This window comes from Enterobacter sp. Crenshaw, assembly GCF_024734705.1.
Taxonomy (GTDB): domain Bacteria; phylum Pseudomonadota; class Gammaproteobacteria; order Enterobacterales; family Enterobacteriaceae; genus Enterobacter; species Enterobacter asburiae_B.
Genome location: NZ_CP102932.1, coordinates 2,787,824 through 2,811,557, shown reverse-complemented (window position 1 = coordinate 2,811,557; position 23,734 = coordinate 2,787,824). Strand labels below are relative to the sequence as shown.

The 23,734-nt window shown below is 55.8% G+C and carries 21 protein-coding genes; 9 read left to right on the top strand and 12 right to left on the bottom strand.

Going from position 1 to position 23,734, the window contains the following annotated elements; genetic code table 11:
- Positions 1–32: 32 nt before the first annotated feature.
- Both pyk and NWV12_RS13460 read right to left on the bottom strand, forming a co-directional pair.
- Positions 33–1,475, bottom strand: a complete 1,443-nt coding sequence (gene pyk / locus NWV12_RS13465; RefSeq protein ID WP_039263653.1) for a pyruvate kinase — start codon at positions 1,473–1,475, stop codon at positions 33–35.
- Positions 1,476–1,615: 140 nt separating this feature from the next.
- Entirely contained in the window at positions 1,616–2,485 is an 870-nt protein-coding gene (locus NWV12_RS13460; RefSeq protein WP_023312229.1) for a MurR/RpiR family transcriptional regulator, read from the bottom strand.
- Between the two features lie 356 nt (positions 2,486–2,841).
- Between NWV12_RS13460 and zwf the strand changes: the two genes are divergently transcribed.
- From zwf to kdgA, 3 genes are all read left to right on the top strand, one after another.
- Positions 2,842–4,317 (top strand): glucose-6-phosphate dehydrogenase, encoded by a 1,476-nt coding sequence (gene zwf / locus NWV12_RS13455; RefSeq protein ID WP_023312228.1) that lies wholly within the window; start codon positions 2,842–2,844, stop codon positions 4,315–4,317.
- 233 nt (positions 4,318–4,550) lie between these two features.
- The gene (edd, locus tag NWV12_RS13450; RefSeq protein WP_047061092.1) at positions 4,551–6,362 is read left to right on the top strand and encodes a phosphogluconate dehydratase; all 1,812 of its coding nucleotides are present in this window, start codon (positions 4,551–4,553) and stop codon (positions 6,360–6,362) included.
- Positions 6,363–6,401: 39 nt separating this feature from the next.
- Entirely contained in the window at positions 6,402–7,043 is a 642-nt protein-coding gene (gene kdgA / locus NWV12_RS13445) for a bifunctional 4-hydroxy-2-oxoglutarate aldolase/2-dehydro-3-deoxy-phosphogluconate aldolase (protein ID WP_014884307.1), read from the top strand.
- 41 nt (positions 7,044–7,084) lie between these two features.
- On the opposite strand, the gene purT is transcribed toward kdgA, so the two are convergent.
- Complete coding sequence (gene purT / locus NWV12_RS13440) at positions 7,085–8,263, bottom strand: formate-dependent phosphoribosylglycinamide formyltransferase (protein WP_048979925.1); 1,179 nt, start codon at positions 8,261–8,263, stop codon at positions 7,085–7,087.
- 170 nt (positions 8,264–8,433) lie between these two features.
- Here purT and NWV12_RS13435 point away from each other — a divergent pair, with 170 nt between their 5' ends.
- Complete coding sequence (locus NWV12_RS13435) at positions 8,434–9,081, top strand: tellurite resistance TerB family protein (protein ID WP_047061091.1); 648 nt, start codon at positions 8,434–8,436, stop codon at positions 9,079–9,081.
- 85 nt (positions 9,082–9,166) lie between these two features.
- Positions 9,167–11,227, top strand: coding sequence for an oligopeptidase B (ptrB, locus tag NWV12_RS13430; protein ID WP_048979924.1), 2,061 nt, complete (start codon positions 9,167–9,169; stop codon positions 11,225–11,227).
- Here ptrB and exoX read toward each other — a convergent pair.
- From exoX to NWV12_RS13415, 3 genes are all read right to left on the bottom strand, one after another.
- A complete protein-coding gene (gene exoX / locus NWV12_RS13425) occupies positions 11,224–11,886 on the bottom strand; it encodes an exodeoxyribonuclease X (RefSeq protein ID WP_010432611.1) in 663 nt (220 codons plus the stop codon). The two genes, ptrB and exoX, sit on opposite strands and share 4 nt — an antisense overlap.
- A gap of 24 nt (positions 11,887–11,910) precedes the next feature.
- Positions 11,911–12,561: a carbon-nitrogen hydrolase family protein gene (locus tag NWV12_RS13420; protein WP_048979922.1), complete on the bottom strand. Its 651-nt coding sequence runs from the start codon at positions 12,559–12,561 to the stop codon at positions 11,911–11,913.
- 110 nt (positions 12,562–12,671) lie between these two features.
- Positions 12,672–12,902 carry a DNA polymerase III subunit theta gene (locus tag NWV12_RS13415; protein ID WP_008500465.1) on the bottom strand — a complete coding sequence of 77 codons (231 nt, stop codon included), beginning with the start codon at positions 12,900–12,902 and terminating at the stop codon, positions 12,672–12,674.
- 136 nt (positions 12,903–13,038) lie between these two features.
- On the opposite strand from NWV12_RS13415, the gene yobA reads away from it, so the two are divergent.
- From yobA to NWV12_RS13400, 3 genes are read left to right on the top strand one after another with little or no spacing between them, the layout of a single operon-like run.
- Complete coding sequence (gene yobA / locus NWV12_RS13410) at positions 13,039–13,410, top strand: CopC domain-containing protein YobA (RefSeq protein ID WP_048979919.1); 372 nt, start codon at positions 13,039–13,041, stop codon at positions 13,408–13,410.
- A gap of 1 nt (position 13,411) precedes the next feature.
- Complete coding sequence (copD, locus tag NWV12_RS13405) at positions 13,412–14,281, top strand: copper homeostasis membrane protein CopD (RefSeq protein ID WP_048979917.1); 870 nt, start codon at positions 13,412–13,414, stop codon at positions 14,279–14,281.
- A 16-nt stretch (positions 14,282–14,297) separates the two neighbouring features.
- Positions 14,298–14,636 carry a YebY family protein gene (locus NWV12_RS13400; protein ID WP_033145840.1) on the top strand — a complete coding sequence of 113 codons (339 nt, stop codon included), beginning with the start codon at positions 14,298–14,300 and terminating at the stop codon, positions 14,634–14,636.
- 439 nt (positions 14,637–15,075) lie between these two features.
- Here the strand turns inward: NWV12_RS13400 and NWV12_RS13395 are convergent, their stop codons facing one another.
- Together NWV12_RS13395 and NWV12_RS13390 are read right to left on the bottom strand one after the other, a co-directional pair.
- Positions 15,076–15,972: a benzoate transporter gene (locus NWV12_RS13395; protein WP_048979915.1), complete on the bottom strand. Its 897-nt coding sequence runs from the start codon at positions 15,970–15,972 to the stop codon at positions 15,076–15,078.
- 173 nt (positions 15,973–16,145) lie between these two features.
- Positions 16,146–17,087: a VirK/YbjX family protein gene (locus NWV12_RS13390; RefSeq protein ID WP_048979909.1), complete on the bottom strand. Its 942-nt coding sequence runs from the start codon at positions 17,085–17,087 to the stop codon at positions 16,146–16,148.
- Positions 17,088–17,252: 165 nt separating this feature from the next.
- On the opposite strand from NWV12_RS13390, the gene pphA reads away from it, so the two are divergent.
- Positions 17,253–17,897 carry a protein-serine/threonine phosphatase gene (pphA, locus tag NWV12_RS13385; RefSeq protein ID WP_048979907.1) on the top strand — a complete coding sequence of 215 codons (645 nt, stop codon included), beginning with the start codon at positions 17,253–17,255 and terminating at the stop codon, positions 17,895–17,897.
- 34 nt (positions 17,898–17,931) lie between these two features.
- Here pphA and NWV12_RS13380 read toward each other — a convergent pair whose 3' ends face one another.
- The 4 genes from NWV12_RS13380 to yebS all read right to left on the bottom strand — a co-directional run bounded on the left by NWV12_RS13380 (position 17,932) and on the right by yebS (position 23,683).
- Positions 17,932–18,171 (bottom strand): YebV family protein, encoded by a 240-nt coding sequence (locus NWV12_RS13380; protein ID WP_008500472.1) that lies wholly within the window; start codon positions 18,169–18,171, stop codon positions 17,932–17,934.
- Between the two features lie 106 nt (positions 18,172–18,277).
- Positions 18,278–19,675, bottom strand: coding sequence for a 16S rRNA (cytosine(1407)-C(5))-methyltransferase RsmF (rsmF, locus tag NWV12_RS13375; protein ID WP_249425954.1), 1,398 nt, complete (start codon positions 19,673–19,675; stop codon positions 18,278–18,280).
- Between the two features lie 122 nt (positions 19,676–19,797).
- Positions 19,798–22,431 carry a PqiB family protein gene (locus NWV12_RS13370; protein ID WP_158641726.1) on the bottom strand — a complete coding sequence of 878 codons (2,634 nt, stop codon included), beginning with the start codon at positions 22,429–22,431 and terminating at the stop codon, positions 19,798–19,800.
- Positions 22,400–23,683: a membrane integrity lipid transport subunit YebS gene (gene yebS, locus NWV12_RS13365; RefSeq protein ID WP_023312213.1), complete on the bottom strand. Its 1,284-nt coding sequence runs from the start codon at positions 23,681–23,683 to the stop codon at positions 22,400–22,402. The genes NWV12_RS13370 and yebS overlap by 32 nt, the downstream gene beginning before the upstream one ends.
- Positions 23,684–23,734: the final 51 nt, after the last annotated feature.

Sequence of the window (23,734 nt, the reverse complement as noted above, 5' to 3'; positions counted from 1 at the left end):
CATCTGGAGAGGGCTTTTTAACACAGACATTATTACTCGACGGTCATAACGCGCGTGGTGTTGGTTGAGCCGATGGTGCTCATCACGTCGCCCTGGGTCACAATGACGATATCACCGGACACCAGATAGCCTTTGTCGCGCAGCAGGTTTACGGCATCGTGCGCCGCAGCTACGCCGTCACTGGTGCTGTCGAAGTGAACCGGCGTCACGCCGCGGTACAGCGCCGTCAGGTTCAGGGTACGTTCGTGACGGGACATGGCGAAGATCGGCAGACCAGAGCTGATACGAGAGGTCATCAGCGCGGTGCGGCCAGATTCGGTCATGGTGATGATCGCGGTAACGCCCTTCAGATGGTTTGCCGCGTACATCGCAGACATCGCAATCGCTTCTTCCACGTTGTCGAACTGCACGTCCAGACGGTGTTTAGAAACGTTGATGCTTGGGATCTTTTCAGCGCCCAGGCAGACGCGCGCCATAGCGGCCACGGTTTCTGCCGGATACTGGCCCGCAGCGGTTTCCGCAGAGAGCATCACCGCATCGGTACCGTCCAGCACGGCGTTAGCCACGTCCATGACTTCTGCACGGGTTGGCATTGGGTTGGTGATCATCGATTCCATCATCTGAGTCGCGGTGATCACCGCGCGGTTCAGCTGACGTGCGCGACGAATCAGCGCTTTCTGGATCCCTACCAGCTCAGGGTCGCCAATTTCCACGCCCAGGTCTCCACGCGCAACCATTACCACGTCGGACGCGAGGATCACATCGTCCATGGCATCCTGATCGCAAACGGCTTCCGCGCGTTCAACTTTCGCGACGATTTTAGCATCGCAGCCTGCATCACGTGCCAGACGACGCGCATAGTTTAGATCTTCGCCGCAGCGCGGGAAGGAGACCGCCAGGTAGTCAACGCCGATCAGCGCAGCCGTCACGATGTCCGCTTTGTCTTTATCGGTAAGCGCTTCTGCAGAGAGGCCGCCGCCCAGTTTGTTGATGCCTTTATTGTTGGAGAGCGGGCCGCCGACGGTGACTTCGGTGAACACTTTCATGCCCTGAACTTCCAGCACCTTCAGCTGTACGCGACCGTCGTCGAGCAGCAGGATATCGCCTGGCACCACGTCAGCCGGCAGGCCTTTATAGTCGATACCGACTTTCTCTTTATCGCCTTCGCCTTTGCCCAGGTTGGCATCAAGCAGGAATTTGTCGCCGATATTGAGGAAAACCTTACCCTCTTTAAAGGTCGATACACGAATTTTTGGACCCTGCAAATCGCCGAGGATAGCAACGTGGCGGCCCAGTTTGGCTGCGATTTCACGCACTTTATCGGCACGTAATTTATGGTCTTCTGGCGTACCGTGAGAGAAGTTCATACGCACCACGTTGGCGCCGGCGGCGATAATTTTCTCAAGATTATTATCGCGATCGGTGGCCGGGCCTAAGGTGGTTACGATCTTGGTTCTGCGAAGCCTTCTGGACATGTAATACTCCGTTGACTGAAACAACTTTGGTGTTGCGTGAACATTGAATCGGCCTTCATCTGCTGCAAGGCAGCGGAGAGTGGACCGAATGCCGTAAATCGTTACATCGTAATTATTGGTTACGTCTTCGTTATCAACTATCAGGGAACATCGCTCTTTATAAGCAATTCTTTATCAAAACGCGATTCCTTCAGCGCTTCCTTGACCCGCTTCAAGTTATCCCGGAATTTTGCGCCCCGACGTAAGGTAAAACCGGTTGCCAGCACGTCAATCACGGTGAGCTGCGCCAGTCGGGAAACCATCGGCATATAAATGTCGGTGTCTTCCGGCACGTCGAGGGTGATCGCCAGCGTCGCTTCACGCGCCAGCGGCGTGCCTGCCGTGGTGAGGGCAATCACCATGGCATCGTTTTCACGGGCCAGCTGCGCCAGCTCTACCTGACTCTTGGTGCGGCCGGTGTGCGAAATCAGTACCACGACGTCATCTTCACTGCAATTCATACAGCTCATGCGTTGCAGCACAATGTCATCGGAATAAATAACCGGGACGTTAAAGCGGAAAAATTTATTCATGGCGTCATGCGCCACGGCTGCCGATGACCCGAGACCAAAGAACGCAATCCGCTTGGCCTGGGTGAGCAAATCCACCGCGCGATTCACGGAACTCATGTCCAGAGACTGGCGGACGTGGTCAAGCGAAGCCATAGCCGATTCAAAAATTTTCGCGGTATAGGCATCAACGCTGTCGTCTTCATCCACATTACGATTAACATATGGGGTGCCGTTAGCCAGACTTTGTGCCAGATGCAGTTTAAAATCAGGAAAGCCGCGCGTTTCGAGGCTGCGGCAAAAGCGATTGACCGTCGGTTCGCTAACACCCGCTTCCTGTGCCAGAGCGGCGATGCTCGAATGAATCGCCTGAGCGGGGGAGGCGAGAATGACCTCGGCCACTTTTCGCTCGGATTTGCTAAGGTGTTCCAGTTGAAACTGGATTTTTTCCAGCATGTTCATGTTAACAGGACGCTCATGGGTGTAAACGATTTCATAAATTGATGAAATCGTGATTCGATTTAGCCGATATTACCCTTGTGGCTTCCATTAAGGGTAACAATCGACAAGATAATGTTGTTGTTTTTTTTCATTACTTGATCGGTGTCGGGTTTTGCTGTGACCCCGTTGCGTAAAGAAACGACGGTTGTTGCGTCATTGCGCCGTCGTAATCCTCCAAAGGAGGAAAAATCGCGTTATCGCACGCGACGATAAGCGCTAATGGTTTCGGGAATGACGTAAAAGCAGTACAGTGCATTGTAATAAAATTACAACGATACCTGGCAGAAGTACCAGGTGATCCAACTGAGGAGAATGACATGGCGGTAACGCAAACAGCCCAGGCATGTGACCTGGTCATTTTCGGCGCGAAAGGCGATCTTGCACGCCGAAAATTGCTGCCTTCCCTGTATCAACTGGAGAAAGCGGGCCAAATTCATCCGGATACCCGTATCCTGGGTGTCGGGCGCGCCGACTGGGATAAGGACGCTTATACCAAAGTCGTCCGCGAGGCGCTCGAAACTTTCATGAAGGAAAAAATTGATGAAAGTTTGTGGGATACCCTGAGTGGACGCCTCGATTTCTGCAACCTGGACGTTAATGACGTCAGCGCGTTTACCCGCTTAGGCGCGATGCTGGATCAGAAAAACCGTGTCACCATTAACTATTTCGCCATGCCGCCAAGCACCTTCGGCGCCATCTGCAAAGGCCTGGGCGAAGCCAAACTGAACGCCAAACCGGCGCGCGTCGTGATGGAGAAGCCGCTAGGTACGTCGCTGGCAACCTCGCGTGAAATCAACGACCAGGTGGGCGAGTTCTTTGAAGAGTGCCAGGTCTACCGTATTGACCACTACCTCGGTAAAGAGACTGTACTGAACCTGCTGGCGCTGCGTTTTGCTAACTCCCTGTTTGTGAATAACTGGGACAACCGCACTATCGACCACGTGGAAATCACCGTGGCGGAAGAGGTGGGGATTGAAGGTCGCTGGGGTTACTTTGACCAGGCCGGTCAGATGCGCGACATGATCCAGAACCACCTGCTGCAAATTCTGTGCATGATTGCCATGTCTCCACCGTCTGACCTGACGGCTGACAGCATCCGTGACGCAAAAGTGAAAGTGCTGAAGTCACTGCGCCGCATCGATCGCTCCAACGTGCGTGAGAAGACCGTCCGCGGCCAGTACACCGCCGGGTTTGCGCAAGGCAAAAAAGTGCCGGGCTACCTGGAAGAAGAGGGCGCGAACAAGTCCAGCAACACCGAGACGTTTGTGGCGATCCGCGTGGATATCGACGACTGGCGTTGGGCGGGCGTTCCGTTCTACCTGCGCACCGGTAAACGTCTGCCAGCCAAATGTTCCGAAGTGGTTGTTTATTTCAAAAACCCGGAACTGAACCTGTTCAAAGAGTCCTGGCAGGAACTGCCGCAGAACAAACTGACCATTCGACTGCAGCCGGACGAAGGGGTGGATATCCAGATCCTGAACAAAGTGCCGGGGCTGGATCATAAACACAACCTGCAGACCACCAAGCTGGATCTGAGCTACTCCGAAACCTTCAATCAGACGCACCTGGCCGATGCTTACGAGCGTCTGCTGCTGGAAACCATGCGCGGTATCCAGGCGCTGTTCGTGCGTCGCGACGAAGTGGAAGAGGCGTGGAAATGGGTCGACTCCATCACCGAAGCCTGGGCTGCCGATCAGGATGCGCCAAAACCGTATCAGGCGGGTACCTGGGGACCTGTCGCGTCGGTGGCGATGATCACCCGCGATGGCCGCTCCTGGAACGAGTTTGAGTAAGATAATCCTCTAGCTCGAAAGTGTTATTTTACCGGTAACATGATCTAACACAGCTAGTGGCACAATTTTCAACTTTTAAGCTCCGCGTGGATTCACCCGCGGAGCTTTTTTTATTACACTGCCGGAAGTGATTTTGCCCCTGAGCTCCGGACAGCAAGCGTTTCAGCGTTGTTAACAACTGCCAGCGACTTTGTAAACTCCCGAGCCCGGACAGATAATTTAGAGGAGCTTTTATGAATCCGACATTGTTACGCGTAACACAGCGCATTATCGAGCGCTCGAAAGAGACCCGTTCAGCCTACCTCGCCCGGATTGAACAGGCAAAGAGCAGCACCGTCCACCGATCTCAGCTGGCCTGCGGGAACCTGGCGCACGGCTTCGCCGCCTGCCAGCCTGATGATAAAGCGTCGCTGAAAAGCATGTTGCGTAACAATATCGCCATCATTACCTCCTATAACGATATGCTTTCCGCCCACCAGCCGTATGAGGTTTATCCCACTATCATCCGTAACGCGCTGCACAGCGTAAATGCGGTGGGCCAGGTGGCGGGCGGTGTACCTGCCATGTGCGACGGCGTGACGCAGGGCCAGGACGGCATGGAGCTGTCCCTGCTGAGCCGCGAAGTGATTGCGATGTCTGCCGCGGTGGGCCTGTCACACAACATGTTTGATGGCGCGCTGTATCTCGGCGTGTGCGACAAGATTGTCCCGGGCCTGGTGATGGCGGCGCTGTCGTTTGGGCATCTGCCTGCGATCTTCGTCCCGTCCGGCCCAATGGCGAGCGGTCTGCCGAACAAAGAAAAAGTGCGTATTCGCCAGCTGTACGCGGAAGGCAAAGCAGACCGTCAGGCGCTGCTGGAGGCGGAAGCTGCGTCCTATCATGCGCCGGGGACCTGTACGTTCTACGGTACGGCTAACACTAACCAGATGGTGGTGGAGTTTATGGGGATGCAGCTTCCGGGCTCGTCCTTTATCCAGCCGGATGCGCCGCTGCGCAAGGCGCTGACCGAGGCCGCGGCCCGTCAGGTCACGCGTCTGACCGGCAACGGCAACGAATGGATGCCGATGGGCAAAATGGTCGACGAAAAAGTCATCGTCAACGGGATTGTCGCGCTGCTGGCAACCGGGGGGTCAACCAACCACACCATGCACCTGGTGGCCATGGCGCGAGCGGCGGGCATTCTGATTAACTGGGATGACTTCTCCGAGATCTCTTCCGTGGTGCCGCTGATGGCGCGCCTGTACCCGAACGGTCCGGCGGATATCAACCACTTCCAGGCCGCAGGCGGCGTACCGCTGCTGATGCGCGAGCTGCTGAAAGGCGGACTGCTGCATGAAGACGTGAATACCGTGGCGGGCTTTGGCCTTCAGCGCTACACCCAGGAGCCGTGGCTGAACAACGGCGAGCTGGACTGGCGTGAAGGGGCGAGCGCGTCTCTTGATGCGCAGGTGATTGCCACTATCGACAAACCGTTCTCTCCTCACGGCGGCACCAAAGTGCTGAGCGGCAACCTCGGTCGTGCGGTAATGAAGACCTCTGCCGTACCGGAAGAGAACCAGGTTATCGAAGCGCCGGCGGTGGTATTTGAAAGCCAGCATGACGTGTTACCCGCCTTTGACGCCGGTCTGCTCGATAAAGACTGCGTGGTGGTGGTGCGTCACCAGGGGCCTAAAGCCAACGGGATGCCAGAATTACATAAACTTATGCCACCACTTGGTGTATTATTGGACCGCCGTTTCAAAATTGCGCTAGTCACCGATGGACGCCTCTCCGGGGCATCCGGTAAAGTGCCTTCAGCCATCCACGTGACGCCGGAAGCCTACGACGGCGGTCTGCTGGCGAAAGTGCGCGACGGTGACATGATCCGCGTGAACGGCCAGACGGGCGAGTTAACCCTGCTGGTGGATGAAGCCGAGCTGGCGGCACGTCAGCCCCATATTCCTGACCTGAGCGCATCGCGCGTGGGGACCGGACGCGAAATGTTCAGCGCGCTGCGTGAGAAACTCTCCGGTGCGGAGCAGGGCGCAACCTGTATTACGTTTTAAGACGACTTGATTTTAACGATCTGGCGAGAGAAAACTCTGATGAAAAACTGGAAAACAAGTGCAGAAGCAATCCTGACCACTGGCCCTGTCGTGCCGGTTATCGTGGTAAACAAGCTGGAGCACGCTGTACCGATGGCGAAAGCGCTGGTTGCGGGTGGCGTTCGCGTTCTGGAAGTGACCCTGCGCACCGCCTGCGCGATGGATGCTATCCGCGCTATCGCGAAAGAAGTGCCGGACGCCATCATCGGTGCGGGCACCGTTCTCAACGCGCAGCAGCTGGCGGAAGTGACCGAAGCGGGCGCGCAGTTCGCCATCAGCCCTGGCCTGACCGAGCCGCTGCTGAAAGCCGCCACCGAAGGTACCATTCCTCTGATCCCGGGCATCAGCACCGTCTCTGAACTGATGCTGGGCATGGACTACGGTCTGAAAGAGTTTAAATTCTTCCCGGCTGAAGCGAACGGCGGCACCAAAGCGCTGCAGGCGATTGCGGGTCCTTTCTCTCAGGTACGCTTCTGCCCGACGGGCGGTATCTCTCCTGCCAACTACCGTGACTACCTGGCGCTGAAAAGCGTGCTGTGCATCGGCGGTTCATGGCTGGTTCCGGCGGATGCGCTGGAAGCGGGCGACTGGGATCGCATCACCAAACTGGCTCGTGAAGCGGTTGAAGGCGCGAAGCAGTAAGCCACTCGCCGCATGAAAAACGGGCCTTACGGCCCGTTTTTTTATCCTGCAACCTTGACGCTCGCAGCGGCCGCTTTCGCTCTCGCCACGGCGTCGTCAACGTTATCTCCGGTGGCTAATGCCACGCCAAGACGGCGAGTTCCGTCGATCTCCGGCTTGCCGAACAGACGTACCTGCAATCCTGCGCCCACTGCCCCGTCGACGTTATCAAACGTGACGTTCTGGCTGGTTAACTGCGGCAGGATCACCGCCGAGGCGGCAGGGCCATACTGACGTACACCGCCGACGGGCAGGCCGAGGAACGCGCGCACGTGCAGGGCGAACTCGGAGAGATCCTGCGAAATCAGCGTGACCATGCCGGTGTCATGCGGGCGAGGGGAGACTTCGCTGAAAATCACCTCATCACCGCACACAAACAGCTCCACGCCGAACAGGCCATAGCCGCCCAGCGCCAGGACGGTTTTACGAGCGATCTCCTGAGCACGCTCCAGCGCCAGGGCGCTCATCTGCTGCGGCTGCCAGGATTCGCGGTAATCGCCATCCTCCTGACGGTGACCAATCGGGTCGCAGAAATGGACGCCGTCAACGGCGCTGACGGTCAGCAGGGTGATTTCGAAATCAAACTTCACGACGCCTTCGACGATTACGCGACCGGCTCCGGCACGGCCGCCCTGCTGGGCATAATCCCACGCGTTATCCAGGGTACCGCTGTCGCGAATAAAGCTCTGTCCTTTTCCGGAGGAGCTCATCACCGGCTTAACGATGCACGGGCAGCCAATTTCCTCGACGGCCTGCAGAAACGCGGCCTTATCGCCAGCAAAACGGTAGCTCGAGGTGGGCAATCCCAGCTCTTCCGCCGCCAGGCGACGAATGCCTTCGCGGTTCATGGTCAGCTTTGCGGCTTTCGCACAGGGCACCACGCGCTGGCCTTCCTGCTCCAGGGCGATCAGCGTATCGGTGGCGATGGCCTCAATTTCCGGCACGACAAAATCGGGTTTTTCGCGCGTAATCAGTTCGCGAAGGGCATCGCCATCCAGCATGTTAATCACATAAGAACGATGGGCGACGTGCATGGCGGGTGCGTCGGCGTAACGGTCTACGGCAATGACTTCCACACCTAAACGCTGGCACTCAATGGCGACCTCTTTCCCCAGCTCGCCCGATCCCAACAGCATCACTCGCGTCGCCGCAGGCCGCAGCGCAGTTCCTAAACGAATCATAACAATCCCCCTGAAAAAGTTGCGCGCAGTATAAACGAAAACGTTTGCGTCTGTCTCGTGCACGGCTAAGCGAGGGGACAGAAATTTGCGCTTCTTTAGCCCGACCAGACATTTCCTGACGCCTGCTCGCTTACGCTGTGAAACATGTTCACCGTTAAGCGAGGGAAACCATGTCTGGATGGTTAAATCAATTGCAATCCCTGTTAGGGCAGAAAACATCGTCTGGCGAGCGGGACCTCAGCAAACTGCTGGTACCCGGGGCGCTCGGCGGGCTGGCAGGCCTGCTGGTCGCGAATAAATCCTCACGCAAGCTGCTGGCAAAGTATGGTACAGGCGCGCTGCTGGCCGGCGGCGGCGCCATCGCGGGCACCGTGCTGTGGAATAAATACAAGGACAGGGTACGGACCGCGCACAGCGATGAACCGCATTACGGCGAGCACACCTCGCCGCTGGATCTGCGTACCGAACGGCTCATTCTTGCGCTGGTTTTTGCCGCGAAAAGCGACGGGCATATTGACGATAAGGAACGAGCGGCGATCGAGCAGCAGCTGCGCGAAGCCGGCGTTGAAGAGAAGGGAAGAGTGCTGGTGGCGCAGGCGATAGAACAGCCGCTCGAGCCGCAGCGTCTTGCGCAAAGTGTGAAAAATGAGGAAGAGGCGCTGGAGCTCTATTTCCTCAGCTGCGCCGCCATCGATATCGATCATTTTATGGAGCGGAGCTACCTTAACGCCCTGGGCGATGCGTTAAAGATCCCTCAGGACGTGCGCGAGGGCATTGAGCGGGATATCCGGGAGCAAAAACAGGCGTTACAGGGATAGTCGTCGCCGTCGCGACGCTGTTTCGCTTGCATCATGCGTGGGTTTTGCCAACCTTATAGGGTGTAAAACTTAAAAGAATGATGACATGCCACCGAAAGCCCGACGTACTCCTTATGCGATCACCACGCATGGCGATACGCGTATAGACAACTATTACTGGCTGCGGGACGATTCTCGCTCCCGGCCAGAGGTACTCGACTACCTGCACGAGGAAAACGACTATGGCCGCAAGGTCATGTCCAGCCAGCAGACGCTTCAGGACCAGCTCCTGAATGAAATGGTGCAGCGTATTCCCCAGCGCGATATCTCCGCGCCCTGGACCAAAAACGGCTATCGCTATCGCCATATTTACGAGCCCGGCAATGAGTATCCCATCTACCAGCGTCAGTCGGTGTTAAGCGCCGAATGGGATGAGTGGGATATTCTGCTGGATGCCAACCAGCGCGCCGCCCACAGCGAGTTTTATACCCTGGGCGGCATGTCCATTTCCCCTGACAACGCGGTGATGGCGCTGGCGGAGGATTATCTCTCCCGCCGCCAGTACGGCCTGCGGTTTCGCAATCTGGAGACCGGCAACTGGTATCCGGAAATGCTGGAAAACGTCTCCCCGGATTTTGTCTGGGCGAATGATTCCGAGACGGTTTACTACGTTAAAAAGCACGTGTCGACGCTGCTGCCTTACCAGGTGTGGCGACATACCGTGGGAACAGACTCCGCTGACGACGAGCTGGTTTATGAAGAGAAAGACGAAACGTTTTATGTCAGCCTGCATAAAACCTCCTCACGCCACTATGTGATTATCTTCCTTGCCAGCGCGACGACGTCGGAAGTCCTGCTGCTGGATGCCGAACTGCCGGACGCCCAGCCGCTCTGCTTCCTGCCGCGCCGCAAGGATCACGAGTACAGTCTGGATCACTTCCAGCACAGCTTTTATTTGCGCTCCAATCGCGAGGGCAAAAACTTTGGTCTCTATAAAACCAAAGTGCGCGATGAGCGAAAGTGGGAGGTGCTTATCCCCGCGCGGGATCAGGTGATGCTTGAAGGGTTCACCCTCTTTACCGACTGGCTGGTGGTGGAAGAGCGTCAGCGCGGGCTGACCAGTATCCGGCAAATCAACCGTAAAACCCGGGAAGTGGTGGGGATTGCGTTTGATGACCCGGCCTACGTGACGTGGATTGGATTCAACCCTGAACCCGAATCGTCGCGGTTGCGCTACGGCTACTCCTCCATGACCACGCCGGACACCCTGTTTGAGCTGGATATGGATACCGGGCAGCGCCAGGTGATTAAACAGACCGAGGTAAAAGGGTTTGAGTCCGAAAACTACCGCAGCGAGCACCTGTGGGTCACCGCCCGTGATGGCGTGGAGGTGCCGGTCTCTCTTGTTTACCATCGTGCTCATTTCCAGAAAGGCAAAAAACCGATCCTGGTGTACGGCTACGGCTCGTATGGCTCAAGCATGGACGCCGATTTCAGCAGCAGCCGGCTAAGCCTGCTCGATCGCGGTTTTGTTTTCGCCATCGCCCATATTCGCGGCGGCGGTGAGCTGGGCCAGCACTGGTATGAAGACGGGAAATTCCTGAAGAAGAAAAACACCTTCAATGACTACCTCGACGTCTGCGATGCGCTGATTGAGCAGGGATACGGCGATCCGCAGCTCTGCTTTGGGATGGGGGGCAGCGCGGGCGGCATGCTGATGGGGGCGGCGATCAACCAGCGTCCCGACCGCTTTAAGGGGATTGTCGCGCAGGTTCCGTTTGTCGATGTGGTCACGACCATGCTCGATGAATCCATTCCCCTTACTACCGGGGAATTTGAGGAGTGGGGGAATCCGCAGGATGAGATGTACTACCGCTATATGAAAGAGTACAGCCCGTACGATAACGTTGAGGCGAAAGCCTACCCGCATATGCTGGTCACCACCGGTTTGCATGATTCTCAGGTGCAATACTGGGAGCCGGCAAAATGGGTGGCAAAACTGCGTGAGCTGAAAACCGATGACAATCTGCTGCTGCTGTGTACCGATATGGATTCCGGACACGGGGGGAAATCGGGGCGATTTAAATCGTACGAAGGGGTTGCGCTGGAATATGCCTTTTTAATAGGCCTGGCGCAGGACACGCTGCCAGGCCGTGCGGAGCGTTAAGCGTCGCCCAGATAATGTTTCAGCGTTAAGCGCAGCTCCGGGCTCATTCTGTCGAGGTTGTTATACAGCCAGCGCAAATAGCCCGGGTCTTTATCCGCCACCTCGGACACCGGCTTCCCGCGATATTTACCAAAGGTAAACGTGGTCAGAAGCGCGGGACGTCCTGTGATCGTCGCCATGTCATCCGGCGTCCAGCCAGAGATATTCATAATATCAATCAGCAACGCGGCGGTGATATAGCAGTCATACAGGGCGCGGTGATGGTGAAGCCCCTCAGGGGTACGAACGCTGAGCTTACGGGACTTGTACAGCGCCATGTTGCTGTATTTAATCCCCGGCCAGAGACGACGCGCCAGCTTCATGGTGCAAATCCATTCCCCCGGCATTTCAGGCAACACCCGGCGGTCAAAGCTGGCGTTATGCGCGACGTACCACGGGCTACCGTAGTAGTGCGGAATAATCTCTTCGATCCACGGCTTATCCGCCACCATCGATTCGGTAATGCGATGGATAGCCATCGCCTGAGGGCTGATGGGGCGATCGGGACGCACCAGATGGCTCATGGGGTTGACGATTTTACCATCAACCACGTCGACAGAGGCCACTTCCACTATTCCGCCCTGAAGATCGCAAGTTTCGGTATCGATGACGCGCAGCATTGAAAACTCCTGAGCTTAAAACGCCTAGCCTAAAGGAATGATATCGCCTTGCCAACCCTCTCCGCCGAGCGTGCCGGTCACCAGAAGCTCGCCCTTATCCGCGCGCACGATCAGCTGGCCTTTTTCATCCCACAGCGCGCTGCCGCCGCAGGCGTTCGCCATCAGCACCGCAATGGCATATTTATGCGCGAAGCGCTGCAGGTTACTGATGGACTGCCGCCAGCGATTATCCCCCACCGACTGGCAGCTGGTAACAAGCGTTGCCCGGGGATCGAGATTGGGCGAATCGGGATGTGCATCAAGGATGGTAAGGTGTTTATCCCCCGGCACGAGGCTGGCACCGCGCCCTTGCGGATAGCGCAAAATGCGATGGCGAGCGGGCGATAACAGCACAAGGCCTTTCTGGCGCTGGCCATTCTGTTCCAGGGGGAGCCCGGCAATAACGGTAATCTGATGTAGATGTGCCGCGTTGAGCAGCGGCTCCAGCTGCGCGTCATCGGGCGGGGGAGGTAACGTCGGCGAGCCAGAGCCCGTTAATGAGAGTTCAGGGAAAACCAGCAGATCGCACCGCTGCCGTGCTGCTTCGGCGATGAAGCGCAGGTGGTGCTTAACATGGTCATCTACAGTCTGATGCAGCCCGCCATACTGGGCTGCCGCTATATTCCAATGTGACATCGTGACTTCCTTATACACTGAGTCGCAGAGATTTAAGAATACACCTAAAATAATCAGGGTTTTCTTATCCTGCCAGATTCCGCGTAAGGAAATGTAACGACTCGTTAAGCTTATTTAACTTTAGGCTCGTACGGTAAACGGGAGAGGTTGACCGAGGCGAGGCGGTGGGCGATGAGTCTTTCGCGAAACCAGTCGCGCAGATGGGCGGGCTGTTCCCGTTCCACGACTTCAGCCACGACGGGCATGTTGTAACGCTCTTTGAACGCGACGCCAGCGGCAGCGAGATCGACATTCACTTTATCCATCTCGTCCTGCGGAAGGGCGGCCAGATTGATCTTCATTACCTTCTCCTTTTTATGCGGCGGCAACGTTACCGCGATTGCACGACGATGACAAGCGGAGGCAGGATGATCCTCGACTCGTTTATTATACAGCGTTATTCTTTAGCATACAGACATAACAAAAAGGAATGATAGGATGGGTTTCTCCGCTTCCCGCGCGGTCTGCGCACTGGTTTTTGTGGCCTCGACAATGATGACGCCTTCCGTGCTGGCACATGCACATCTTAAACAGCAGATCCCGGCAGCAGACAGCGTGGTGACCGCACCGCAGGCACTTACGCTGAATTTTTCAGAAGGTATCGAACCTGGATTTAGCGGTGTAGTGGTAACGGATGCGCAAAAGCAGATCGTCAAAACGGGAACCGCTACGCGCGACGAAAAGAACAAAGCTCAGCTTACCGTGCCGCTGGAAAAAACGCTGGCATCAGGGACTTACCAGGTGGACTGGCATGTGGTCTCCGTGGACGGCCATAAAACCAAAGGCAGCTATCACTTTAGCGTGAAATAGCATGCTGGCGCTGTGTTATATCGGGCTACGCTTTATCCATTTCGGGGCGCTGATGCTGGTGTTTGGCAATGCGCTTTACAGCGTCTGGTTTGCGCCTTCCTCTCTCCACCGTCTGATGTCCCGGCGATTCCAGTCGCAGCAGAAAGTGGCGGCCTTAGTGAGCCTTGCGGCAGCGGTCCTGATGTTTATGCTGCAGGGCGGGTTGATGGGCAGCGGCTGGGGAGATGTGTTTGCGCCACAGATCTGGTTCAGCGTGATGGGAACCCGGTTTGGCGGTGTCTGGCTGTGGCAAATAATCCTCGCTGCGCTGACGGTCGGTGCGGCATGGCTTGCGCCGCTGAAAGGTTCGCGGCTGCTGCTGCTCGCAATGGGCCAGCTTATCCTGCTGGCTGGGGTAGGGCATGCGGCGATGAACGACGGTCCGACGGGGGCGCTGCAGCGTCTTAATTATGCTTTTCACCTGATATGTGCCGCCACCTGGCTTGGCGGATTACTGCCCCTGCTGTTCTGTATGCGTCTGGCGAAAGGGCACTGGCAGAATGCCGCCATCTTTACCATGATGCGCTTCTCGCGCGTGGGGCATTACGCCGTTGCGGGCGTCCTGCTCTCCGGGGTGATAAATGCGCTCATGATACTGGGCCTCGATATTCCCTGGCAGGCTGGCTACGTGCGGTTTTTGTTGTTCAAATGTGCGCTGGTGGCGTTGATGGTGGTAATTGCGCTGGCAAATCGGTATTTTCTGGTGCCACGGTTTCGTCCGGAGAGCGGGCGAGCACAACAGATTTTTATCAGGATGACACAGGCAGAAGTGGTGCTGGGAGCGCTGGTGCTGGCAACGGTCAGTCTGTTCGCCACCTGGGAACCCTTCTGACAAGGTTAAATATCATATGAAAAAGACAGTACTTTCTCTCTTATTGCTGGCCTGTACGGGGAGCGCGCTTGCCGCACCGCAGGTTATCACCGTGAGTCGTTTTGAAGTGGGTAAGGACAAATGGGCGTTCAATCGCGAAGAGGTGATGCTGACCTGCCGTCCAGGCCATGCGCTGTATGCGATCAACCCGAGTACGCTGGTGCAATACCCGCTGAATGATACCGCAGAGCAGCAGGTAGCCAGCGGCAAGAGCAGCGGCCAGCCGATTAGCATTATTCAGATCGATGACCCGGCGCATCCGGGACAAAAAATGAGTCTGGCGCCGTTTATCGAGCGCGCCGACAAGCTCTGCTAACGTTCGGGTTTCCAATAAAAAACCGCAGATGCTAGCGAAAGCACTGCGGTTTTTCACTTTTAATGATGCTCTGGCGCTTTTTTTCCGACCGCTTTTGCTGTGGACTGGAAAACCTGGCGTCGTCATCTATTCTTAAAAGGCAAGGCGACTTAGCCTGCATTAATGCCAACTTTTAGCGCACGGCTCTCTCCCAAGAGCCATTTCCCTGGACCGAATACAGGAATCGTATTCGGTCTCTTTTTATCTGTATGTTTTTCAAAGCATTGTTCGGTGTTGACTCTAAATCACCCGAAACTTTCTCGAACATTCCATATCCTGTCTAAACCATAACATACTCAGGACCGCGTGCGTCCAGGGTTTTTTGGGATCTTTGTTAAAATTTTGTGGCCGAGCGACCGCTGAGCAAACGCCTTCTGGCGAGCAAAATGGCAGCCCTAAGCTAAATAATGAACGCGCTGAATTTGTCTTTGTGGCGGACAATGTACTCCGGGAAGTTTTCAACCGTTAGCTCTTGCTTGATTAACGTCCTGTCCCGACCCCAGATATCTTCCGCATTTTTAATGACCTTCATGATGTGTTCCGGGTTGTTAAACTCAGGAAGATCGTATTCAGTATGGGATATGGTCGACATTTTTTCTGAGATGCGCTCGGGTGTCATCACCCACGAGAAGTGCCAGCCACCATTGTCAATAATGCTGTTGTTAATCTTGAACCAGTTCCACTTTAGCCAGGACCAGTTTTTAACGCTTCGGGCGCGTTTAAGATTCCTGAATGATTCAGGCTCGCCGCCAAAGAAACTAACAAGATTTTTATATTGTGTGGCTCGCGGTAATTTACATTTTCTTGGCGTGTTGTCAGTATTAAAAACCTGCAGGTTAAACTGATAATTATAGAAATTCTGATAAATAGTGGTGCAGAGCTTTTTGGGATTTATCGATGCTACCACCTGTGGTGAAAATATCTCATCGACATCGGAAACTAAAATCAAATCATCATCGTTGGCATGCGTCAAACCCTGCATGATGGCATTCCTCTGCGCGGCTTCATTTGCCCACGCATCCACCATCATTCCCTCTGGCAGACCCGGAATCACCTCCCGAGCCGGGTGTGATTCTTCAGCGGCTTTCGTAATCGGTTCTTTATCATGAACAACGTAGATAATTTTATCTTTAAACTGGCTGTATTTATTAATGTCAAAATGCAGCGGCCTCTTTTTACCGGTAAAGGTATGGGTTGACTCAACGATAACGAAGCGATCGACAACGTCCGCGAGCGTGTTCAGCCTGATTTCGAGAAGCATATCTTCATCGTAATATAAGAAGCAGTCATAGATCATTACCGAAGTCCCTCATTTTTGCGCCCGCATTGCGCTTTTCCCAACGCATTCGCCGGTTTCATTTCGCGCAATGCTAACTGAGCGCCCTCGCCCTGTGCAATAGTGGGCTGCTTTATCATTCTTTTTTAAACGGAATGCATCCGCTATGCAGTGAGCGAAGACGCCAGCCAGGCTTAAAAGTGGGACTTAACGGACGCCTCTATTTCATCGAGCAGTTCAAAGCGACGGCGGTATTCGGCGCGTTTTTTACTGGCAATTTCTTCAAGGGATTTACGCTCCATCTGCAGCGGCAGTTGCCAGCAGAAGCTTGAAAGTTTTTTACCGTCCAGAGATGCCCAAAATTCATCGTAGCTGGCATGGAAATGGCGGCCTTTGCTCAGGCGATATCGCAACGCGCGGAAAACGTGCCCCTCGTCGCTGACGGCAAAAATCGCCCGGACAGATGACTGTGCAGCCAGCTGAAAAAGAACTTCCATTAACACGCGCTTAGGGAACAGGCCGTGACAGGCGCGGGTGGCCTGCTTAATGACGTCTCGCGATACGCAGCGACGGGGTCCCTGAAGCCCGCCAATGACCATCACTTGCTGACCGTTACTGCGCGCGACGCTAAAGGTCAGGCTGGCCAGCAGCGTATCTTCGTTGTCGCGTAGCCACAGCGTGCTTTCGCCTTCGCGCTCGGCTTTCCCGGCAGAGGAGGCATTGACCGTATAGGTTACACCGTCTTTGGCATGGAACTGCACAACGGTTTGCTCCTGCGGGCTGCTCAGGGCCTGAGCGAGACCGCACTCTTTCAGGCTATCAATCCAGTTGTAGTGGTTGACGATAGCGTCGGCGCGATCGTTAGCCGTCAGGCCGCGCATCAGATACTGTCGGTGGGTCTTGCTGGGCAACGTAATTTGAGAGGCCAGCAGCCTGTCGAAATCGTCGCGACCCGAAAGGGCTTCCAGCATGCGATGGGTAGAAGACCAGAACAGAAGCGAGCGTAAAAGGAACTTCAGGCGATATTCGCGTTTGCGCCAGATTGGACCCGGCACGCGTTTGCCGTTCACCAGCTCGGAAATAATGTTTGTGCGATGCGGATAGAAAACATCGTTATGCAGGTGCGTATTAGACACGTGAAGACCCCTCTTTTTTATACCCTTATTCTAAAGAGCCAATAAAAAGGGATTAATAGTGCGAGGATCTTTATTTCTGTTTGGTTTACCGTTTGTTTCACTTCGTGACGACCGCGCCTGTCTGTTGCCTTTTCTGCGGCGGCTATACTGTTTAAAGGAGGTTCTATGTATCAGCGAATTGAAGGTGGGATGTGGCGTCACGTCTGGGTTGTCAGCGATATACACGGTTGTTACCAATGGCTTATGGATGAGCTTAAACGCCGTCATTTTAACCCATATGAGGATTTACTTATTTCAGTCGGGGATGTGATCGATCGTGGCCCTGATAGCGTTAAATGCCTGCAGTTAATTCATGAAAAATGGTTTCGTGCCGTGCGGGGAAACCATGAGCAAATGGCTCTCGACAGTCTGGATAATAACGATTTTTCTCTCTGGACGATGAATGGTGGAATATGGTTTTCGCATCTTGAAGGCGACCAGCAACAGCTTGCCCTGTCGTTGCTCGACGCCTGTCGCGATTTACCGCATATCATCGAGATAACCTGTGCGAACGGTCTGAATGTGATTGCCCATGCGGATTATCCGGCCGCGGAATACCGATGGCAAAAACCGGTCAGTGCCCAGCGCGTCTTATGGAACCGCGACAGGCTGATGGGATTTATGGTGGGCAAAGGGGAGGGCATCAGTGGCGCGGATCATTTCTGGTTTGGGCATACGCCCCTCGACAGAAGATACGATTTTAATAATCTTCACTACATTGATACGGGTGCTGTTTTCGACGGTTACTTTACGCTGGCGCAGCTGCAGTAATAAATAACCCGCCTTCGGGCGGGTTCTCTTTAGGTCAGGCAAGACGCATGACCCAGGCATCGGTTTTACTATCGTAATGCTCACGGTAAAGGACAGAATGTTCGCCATCAAGTATTGCCGGGACGCTGGTGTCTGCATCCCATGCATCGAGCTGCATGCACAAATCCGGGTCGGATTTGCAGGGAATACTTAACGTTCGATCGCCTTGTGCTTCGCCGCGCAGCTCTGCGTCGTCGATCTCAAAAGCGCCAATACGCACGCTGGTTTTCGTCATAGTGCTCTCCGGGTCGGTTGTCAAAATCTGGTATGACCAGTGCGATCACCCATTTTTGATCGTAGACAAGGAGAGCAAAATCGCCAGTAAAAAAATGCGCTTTTTTTCAGGCTGTGCGATCGTTACCGGTAAACAGACGGCCGTCCCGAACCAGCTCGCGCGGATAGCTGTTTTTCAGCCTTGAGCCGACCTTTTTTGCCAGCCCCAGCGGATATCCCTGATACGTCACTATCACTTCATCGCCTGATGGCGTGCTGTCCGGATAGACATCGCGGCCACGGTACCACTCTTCGGCTTCCTGATGCGTCAGGGCAAAGGTATTCTCGCGTCCGGCAAGGGCGATAACGGCCTCATGCTGCCAGCGATACCCTTTATTATGCACTTCCGCCAGGCGGATCCCGATTCGCGAAAAACGGACCTTTCCGATAAGCGGCTCGATCTGTGCCGGGAACAGCCATATCTCTTTATCACGCATCCAGGGGTGCAGGCTCTCATCCCAGACCAGCCCAACCTTTTTGGCGGCGGCTTCAAGCTGTGCTGCATCGCGGCCTTTAAGAGGGGAAAACGGGAAGTTGCCGACCTTGAATTTAGGTGTGGGCAGGGGAGCAACTGCCTGCGTTTTACGCAAACGCGCCACAAAAAAACCTTCGCAGTCGTAAATCTGCGGGAACACGTGAAGGAAACCCTCCGGCGTGACCGCCTCCTGTGCCGAGGCGAACAGGCCGTTAAGCGGCAGGAACTCAACTGCCTCCGGGTAGTTCGCTTTCAGCCACAGGCAGACGTCTTCGTTTTCATCGCGGTTTAAGGTGCACGTTGAATAGACCAGCGTGCCGCCAGGGCGCAACGCGTGAAATGCGCTGTCGATCAGCTCGCGCTGCGTGGCGGCGATCTCAAGGTTGCTCTCAACTGACCAGTTTTTTAACGCGTCGGGATCTTTACGCACCACCCCTTCGCCGGAGCAGGGCGCGTCCAGCAGAATGGCATCGAAGGCTTCCGGTAAAGCGGCGCCAAACACGCGTCCGTCGAAGTGCGTCAGGGCAACATTATGAATACCGCAGCGGCTGATGTTGGCATGCAGCACCTTCACGCGGCTGGCGGAAAACTCGTTGGCGAGGATCGCCCCGTGGTTACCCATTCGGGCGGCAATTTGCGTGGTTTTTGAGCCAGGAGCGGCGGCAACATCCATCACGCGTTCAGGCGCATTACCATCGGCGAACAGGGCGGCCACCGGCAGCATCGAGCTGGCTTCCTGAATATAGAACAGGCCGCTCAGATGTTCAGCGGTACTGCCCAGCGGCAGCGAGGCTTCGTCATCGCGTTCGATCCAGAACCCCTCGGCGCACCACGGGACCGGCGTAAGCTGCCAGCCGTACGGCGAGACCAGCGCCAGAAAATCCTCGACGCTGATTTTCAGCGTGTTGACGCGAATACTTCGGCGTAACGGACGCTGGCAGGCGGCGATAAAATCATCTAACGACAGGTGAGAAGGAAGCGCCTCGCGCATCTGCGCCAGGAATTGTTCAGGAAGAAATACGGAGTTTTGAGCCACGGGCACACCACAGGGAAAAGTTCAGGTGCGCAGTGTAACATAAAGGCTCCGGTGCGTTGACACCGGAGCCTTTCAGATTAACGCGGCAGGGCGGTTCCCCATTCGCGCCACTCTTTCGGTTCGCTTTCGAGCAGCAGGAAGTGTTTACCCGGCTGCGCTTTCGGCGCCAGCGGCGTGCCCGGCGGCGTGGCAAACGCGATACCGCCGCGAATGAACTGGTTGAAGGTGCCGGTTTTCACCACGCCTCCCGTCAGGCCAAAGTCCAGCGAATAGCCTGATGCCAGCCAGAATACCGAGTTATTACGGACCAGGTGCTGGTAGCGTTCGCTGATGCGTAACGCCACCATTACGCGGTCGGAGAGCGTACCGAGCGTCAGGCCCGTGACCGTACCCACTTCAATGCCGCGGAACAGTACCGGCGTGCCGATGCTCAGCGAGCCCGCTTCCGGCACTTCCACCACGATGCTCAGGCCGCCAAGGTAGCGCGAGTCGGTGATCGTGGCTTCCTGCAGTTCGAAATCACGACGGGCATTGCCCTGGCCCGGCTCAACGTTGATGTACGGCTGCAAAATGGTGTCGAGATGCTCAACGCCCGCGGCCGAGATCTGCGGCGTCACCACCGAGAAGCGCGAACCCGTCCGGGCGAAGGTCTGCACATATTCCGGGTACAGCACGGCGGTGGCCTGCACCTCGTTGCGCGAGGTAATCAGCGTCAGCTTCTGGATTTGTCCAATATCAATGCCCAGATAGCGGATTGGCATGCCTTCCGCCAGCTTGCCGGCATCAAACGCGTGCAGGGTAATCTGTCCACCCACGGCACGCGCGGCGGTTTCGGACGGGAAGAGAATACGCTTATCGCCTTTACGCAGATTCGCCCCCGCGCCGCTGAGATTATCGAAGCTTATCGCGCCGCGCAGCGCGCGTGAGAGCGGGGAGGCCTGCACGGTCAGCCCGTTACCGTTAAGCTGAACTTTCGCGCCGCCTTCGGCCCAGAAGACGCTGTTTGGCGTCAGCAGCTTGCGGTACTCCGGCTTGATATGCAGTTCGATATCAAACGCGTCCGCACGCGGGCGAACGGCGATCACTTCCCCAACTTCAAACTTGCGATACAGCACCACGGATCCTGCCTGTACGTCCGGCAGTGTCTCGGCGCTTAATGTCAGCGTGGTGGTAGGGAGATCGCTCAGGCTGTTTTCAACCGCTTTCTCCAGGTTGGCATACAGCGGATAGCTGTCGCGAACGGGGCCTTTAGCGCCAGGCAGAATGCGGATGCCCCCGTTAACCCATTCGCTGGCGCTGGCGCCGAGGAATTCCACGCCGTCCAGTCCCACCTTCACATCGACGCGACTGTTCACCACGAATTTGCTGTCGCCGTGCACCAGGTCGCTGTACTGCGGATCGATGGCGACCGAGAAGGTCACGCCATTCGCGGAGAGCTTACGCTCCAGCACCTGGCCGACCTGCACGCCGTGTAAAATTAACGGCTGGCCGGCTTCGATTCCGTAACTTTCTGGCGCATTCAGCGTGACGGTTACTACGCCCGGCTTTTGCAGCAGGGATTTATCCGCCGGGGCAATCACGAAGCTATTGCTGGGCTCACCTTCACCGGGGATGAGCTCAAACGTATTGCCGGTCAACAGCGTGCTGAGGCTGGCATCGTTCAGGGAGAGCTTTGGACTGCGCATTTCGATACGCGTTTTCTCGCGCAGGAGGTCGACCACGCTCGGATCGACAGTCATTTCTCCTCTGACCGAGCCGCCCGGGTTGAGCGTCATTTTGGTGAGCTGACCAACCTGCAACCCCTGATACATCAGCGGCGTTGAACCCGCTTTTAGCCCCTTAGCATCGGGCAGAGCGAGTTTGACGATCACGCCGCGCTGGCTGTGCGCCAGATCTGCGTACAATCCAAATGAGTCATCCGCGGTGGCAGGGCTTGAGTTTTCCGGGGAGTCAAAAGCAATGGCACCATTCACCAGCGCGGCCAGACTCTCCAGCTTCACTTTCGCACCGCTCAGGCTGAGGTCCGCATCCACGCCGGAGACGTTCCAGAAGCGGCTGCCTTTTTTCACCAGATTGGTGAAGCGACGCTCGATCAGCACGTCGATGGTGACGCCCTGTTTATTCGGGTTGATCGCGTAATCGTACACGCGGCCAACCGGGATTTTGCGGAAATAGACCAGCGAACCGCTGTTCAGAGAACCGAGATCCGGCGCCTGCAGATGAATCATTAAATCGCCGTTGTTGAGGCGGTACTTGGGCTGTGTATCCAGGGCAACAAAGTGATCCTGCGGCTCTCCTTTACCCGGCATCATGCCGATATAGTTACCGCCCACGAGCGCATCCAGCCCTGACACGCCCGCCAGAGACGCTTTTGGCGTGACCAGCCAGAACTGCGTTTCGCTGCGCAGGGCATCCTGCATGTCAGATTTAATACTGACCCGCACCTGAATCTTGTTCAGCCCTTTTCCAAGGGAGATGTCCTGAACCGTACCCACTTCAACCCCCTGGAAGCGAACGGGCGTTCGCCCGGCGACGATGCCGTCGGCGGTCTGGAAATCAATGGTGACGGTACTCCCGCGATCTTCATAGCTCGTCCAGATCAGCCAGCCTGCAATCATCAGAGCGATGACGGGCAGCAACCAGAATGGCGAAATGCGGCGTTTTGTTTTAATTCTCGCTTCAGTCGGCGAAGCGGGGGTTTCCTGACTCATGTGCATCCCAAAGTAAGCGGCTATCCAGCCATTCCACAGCAAGAATAGTCAATATCACCGCAGAGCCGAAATAAAAAGCCGCGGGTCCCATTGTAAAAGCAAGTAGCTGGTCGCGATTGATGAGCGACATCATCAGCGAAATCACGAACAGATCTAACATTGACCAGCGGCCAATCCAGGTGACGAACCGCAGCAGCAGAATGCGGGTCCGTAAGCCTTGTTCACATTTAAAGTGAATGCTGATGAGCAGGGTAAACATCACCACCACTTTGGTAAAGGGAACCAGGATACTGGCAATAAAAACGATCGCCGCCACCCCGACGTTGCTGTGCGCAAGGGAGATAATCCCGGAGAGGATAGTATCCTCCTGACGCCCGCCATTCACGTAAATGATGGAAATCGGCAGCATATTGGCTGGGATCAGAAACACCAGGGAGGCGATCAGCGCGGCCCAGCATTTTTGCAGGCTGTTGTTGCGCCGCAGTCTCAACGGAATGTGACAACGCGGGCAGCGCCCACGCGCGTCGGGCAAGCCGGTATAGTGGCATCCCAGACAGACGCGCAGATTTTCATCAGGACGCGTGGCGGGGCGCTGAGGGTAAAATCGCTCCCAGAGCTGTTCAACGTTCAGGTGGATCAGCGTCAGGATGCTCAGCAATACCAGGCTGATGAAAGCAAAAAGTCCGATGCCGGGCTGCAAAAAGGCGTAGTCCTGCACCTTTATTGACGCAACGCCCACGCCCACCAGATAAATATCCAGCATCACCCACTCTTTGAGCTTATCCAGCATCAGCAGAACCGGGCGAAGGTTCATGCCGAGAATATTACCAAACCACAGATAGGCAATGGCGGCGACCAGCACCAGCGGCGCACCAACGGTGCAGAAAAGCACCATGGCAGCGGTGATGGGATCGCCCTGACGGGTCATCTGCCAGATACCCTGCAGCACGTTGGCGTCAATGCGTACGCCAAGCAGGTAGAGTTTCAGCAGCGGTTCGCTCCAGGCGAAGGGCATCAGCAGCAGCATGGTGACGGCCATGGCGGCGAGGCGGGTGAGCGACCAGTCGCGGCCGTCGCGAATTTTGGCGTCGCAGCGGGGACAAAAGGCACTTTGGTGCGATTTCATCTTCGGCAACATAAAAAGCGTATCGCACTGGGGGCAACGCTGATAATGTGCACGTGGCAAAGCTTCGCTCACCGTATGGACAGTTATCTTTCTTGTCGGCGTAATTTTGGTTGTTTTTAAGGCCATCAGCTGCGCACAAATAAGTATTGTTGAAAGTTATAATAACTCATGAACGGA

Excerpts from the sequence above, each read along its gene's own strand:
- pyk (WP_039263653.1), bottom strand. The coding sequence starts at position 1,475 with ATGTCCAGAAGGCTTCGCAGAACCAAGATCGTAACCACCTTAGGCCCG.
- NWV12_RS13460 (WP_023312229.1), bottom strand. The coding sequence starts at position 2,485 with ATGAACATGCTGGAAAAAATCCAGTTTCAACTGGAACACCTTAGCAAA.
- zwf (WP_023312228.1), top strand. The coding sequence starts at position 2,842 with ATGGCGGTAACGCAAACAGCCCAGGCATGTGACCTGGTCATTTTCGGC.
- edd (WP_047061092.1), top strand. The coding sequence starts at position 4,551 with ATGAATCCGACATTGTTACGCGTAACACAGCGCATTATCGAGCGCTCG.
- kdgA (WP_014884307.1), top strand. The coding sequence starts at position 6,402 with ATGAAAAACTGGAAAACAAGTGCAGAAGCAATCCTGACCACTGGCCCT.
- purT (WP_048979925.1), bottom strand. The coding sequence starts at position 8,263 with ATGATTCGTTTAGGAACTGCGCTGCGGCCTGCGGCGACGCGAGTGATG.
- NWV12_RS13435 (WP_047061091.1), top strand. The coding sequence starts at position 8,434 with ATGTCTGGATGGTTAAATCAATTGCAATCCCTGTTAGGGCAGAAAACA.
- ptrB (WP_048979924.1), top strand. The coding sequence starts at position 9,167 with ATGCCACCGAAAGCCCGACGTACTCCTTATGCGATCACCACGCATGGC.
- exoX (WP_010432611.1), bottom strand. The coding sequence starts at position 11,886 with ATGCTGCGCGTCATCGATACCGAAACTTGCGATCTTCAGGGCGGAATA.
- NWV12_RS13420 (WP_048979922.1), bottom strand. The coding sequence starts at position 12,561 with ATGTCACATTGGAATATAGCGGCAGCCCAGTATGGCGGGCTGCATCAG.
- NWV12_RS13415 (WP_008500465.1), bottom strand. The coding sequence starts at position 12,902 with ATGAAGATCAATCTGGCCGCCCTTCCGCAGGACGAGATGGATAAAGTG.
- yobA (WP_048979919.1), top strand. The coding sequence starts at position 13,039 with ATGGGTTTCTCCGCTTCCCGCGCGGTCTGCGCACTGGTTTTTGTGGCC.
- copD (WP_048979917.1), top strand. The coding sequence starts at position 13,412 with ATGCTGGCGCTGTGTTATATCGGGCTACGCTTTATCCATTTCGGGGCG.
- NWV12_RS13400 (WP_033145840.1), top strand. The coding sequence starts at position 14,298 with ATGAAAAAGACAGTACTTTCTCTCTTATTGCTGGCCTGTACGGGGAGC.
- NWV12_RS13395 (WP_048979915.1), bottom strand. The coding sequence starts at position 15,972 with ATGATCTATGACTGCTTCTTATATTACGATGAAGATATGCTTCTCGAA.
- pphA (WP_048979907.1), top strand. The coding sequence starts at position 17,253 with ATGTATCAGCGAATTGAAGGTGGGATGTGGCGTCACGTCTGGGTTGTC.
- NWV12_RS13380 (WP_008500472.1), bottom strand. The coding sequence starts at position 18,171 with ATGACGAAAACCAGCGTGCGTATTGGCGCTTTTGAGATCGACGACGCA.
- rsmF (WP_249425954.1), bottom strand. The coding sequence starts at position 19,675 with ATGCGCGAGGCGCTTCCTTCTCACCTGTCGTTAGATGATTTTATCGCC.
- NWV12_RS13370 (WP_158641726.1), bottom strand. The coding sequence starts at position 22,431 with ATGAGTCAGGAAACCCCCGCTTCGCCGACTGAAGCGAGAATTAAAACA.
- yebS (WP_023312213.1), bottom strand. The coding sequence starts at position 23,683 with ATGGCCTTAAAAACAACCAAAATTACGCCGACAAGAAAGATAACTGTC.